This is a genomic window from Flavisolibacter ginsengiterrae DSM 18136 (genome assembly GCF_059568575.1).
On record NZ_JCANTR010000055.1, the window covers coordinates 1 to 2,328 of the forward strand.

The 2,328-nt window shown below is 44.8% G+C and carries 1 protein-coding gene; it reads right to left on the reverse strand.

The features are described 5' to 3' along the window. Positions 1-321: 321 nt before the first annotated feature. Positions 322-1,416 carry an aminotransferase class I/II-fold pyridoxal phosphate-dependent enzyme gene (locus tag BP74_RS21580; protein ID WP_496377632.1) on the reverse strand — a complete coding sequence of 365 codons (1,095 nt, stop codon included), beginning with the start codon at positions 1,414-1,416 and terminating at the stop codon, positions 322-324. Positions 1,417-2,328: the final 912 nt, after the last annotated feature.

Sequence of the window (2,328 nt, forward strand, 5' to 3'; positions counted from 1 at the left end):
AAATGACCGCCCTAAACAGGCTGGCTCAAGGCCGCCTAAAGCACAAAAATAAATAAATTAACTATTGGATCTTAACACAGAATCTATGTGGTAAATATTATAGTGAGCCTGCGAACTACCTTCTTCCACCTAAGAAATGCCTGCTACAAAAAAGCATCTTCAACGTGAAAAACTACAAACCACAAACTACAAACTACAAACTTCTCTTTGCGTTCCTTCGCGTCTTAGCGTCTTCGTGGCATCCCTCCGTGTCGTCCCTGTCCCCGTGGTTCAAATCATGTTGCGCAGCAACCCCTTAGCGTTTCTTAGCGCCCTCGCGTCTTAGTGGCAAAGTTCCCCCACCAACCCCCTCAAATCTTCCAGGCTATTAAACGCATGCAAATTGATCCTCAGTCTTTCTCTCCCCCTCGGCACAGTAGGATAAAGAATAGGCCTCACATCATACCCATGTTCCTGCAATCGCAGCGCAGCACTTTTTACCCCGGTATTACCCGGAATAATAATCGCTTTAACAGGACTGTTACTGATCAATTTTTCAAAAGGCAGATCAGTATCATTAAAATAATCACTCAGTACCTGCAGATGATTTCTTTCCCGTACCATACCTGGAAATATTTTATAGGACAACAGGATAGCAGACACCGCGCTGGGAGATAATGCAGTTGTGAAAATGAAGGAGCGGGCAAAGTTGATTAAATATGATTTTAGCTGTTCGCTTCCCAATATTATGGCACCATGACAACCAACAGCCTTTCCAAAAGTATGTATCCTTGCAAATACCCTGTCTTGCAGATCAAGTGCCTGCACCAGCCCCTCGCCGCTACTGCCAATAATACCGGTAGCATGCGCTTCATCCACAATGAGGTGTGCATGGTATTTTTCACAGAGCGCTATTATTTCCGGCAGGGGAGCAGTGTCACCATCCATAGAGAATAAAGATTCTGTCACCACGAATATGTTTCCCTTGGCCATAGTCAGTCTCCTTTCCAGGTCCTCCATATCATTATGCCTGAATGAAAATGCATCAGCCCTGGAAAGCCTGATGCCATCCCTAAGGGAGGCGTGAGCAAGGAAGTCATAGATAACGGTATCCCGCTGCTGTGGAATACAGCTCATTATACCCACGTTGGCACAATAGCCGGAGTTGAATATTAATCCAGCTTCTGCCTGGTGAAACCTGGCAATGAAGGCTTCTGTCTCTTCAATCAATGGATAATTTCCCGAAAGTGTCCGTGATCCCCCTGAACCATGAAGGGAATTTGCTATCTCCTGGCTACTATTTAATCCTTTGCTGGCAATACCTAAATAATCATTGGAAGAAAAATCCACACAATTACGCAGTTGCACCAATTGCCTGACAGAATCATTTTCTTCCCTTTCCCGCAGCCGGTCTTGCAAAAAAGCATCGTTGTACATACTCCAAAACTACAATGGGGCAGGAGCATTGATGTAAGGTTGGGTAATCATACAACACATAATTTATCAACAACCTGTTGATTATTTATGGCAATCTACAATAGTACTAACACCATTTTCAAACGTGTATGGTGCCACAAAAGCGCTAAGACACAAAGTATCGCAAAGAAGGGTAAATCCAAGGCCACGACAAGCCAAAAAATTTTCGAATTAAAGCTCGTCCAGCGCATCATTGCAGGATCCTTAACAAAAGCCGTCATTGCGCGGAGCTGGAAAAGCATACGGTGAGTAGCAGGTCAATGCGACAACCTGTCCCGATTATTTCGGGAAGCAATCTCCCTCTACGAAGCTTCCTATGTGTCTATGTCCAACCTATGTGCTCTATGTGGTAAAAAATCTTTGCCCATCATTGCGCTGCTCCTCAGTTATCGTCATTGCGATGAGCTGGAAAAACCATGAGGTGAGTAAAAACGTTATGCGAGGACCTGTCCAGATTATTTCGGGAAGCAATCTCCCTTTACGAAGCCTTCTATGTGTCTATAAGGTAAAAAATCCTCCACGGCTACGACAACCCAAAAACTCTTCGAACTAAAGACTCGTCCAGCGCCTCATTGCGGGTATTCTATTCCTCCGCCACTTATCGTACCGTTACCTCCGCAATTCAGCGCCTTCAGTCTCTGCGCATATCACGTGATCGAACTTAGGTAGGTATGCATGTGTAGCAAGCCAACACCATCAAGGAAAGACTGTAATCATAATGACTGAAGCATCGAGTAGTAAAGACCGTTGTGCGCTGGGCCGGCAAAGCGGCGGAGCTTCGCGTTTGCCTAGACCTTTTGTATTCTAGTTCTCCCAAACCTCCAAATTTATATTCTTTTTAAGCTGCAAATTTGTAGTTATCCACGTAAAAGG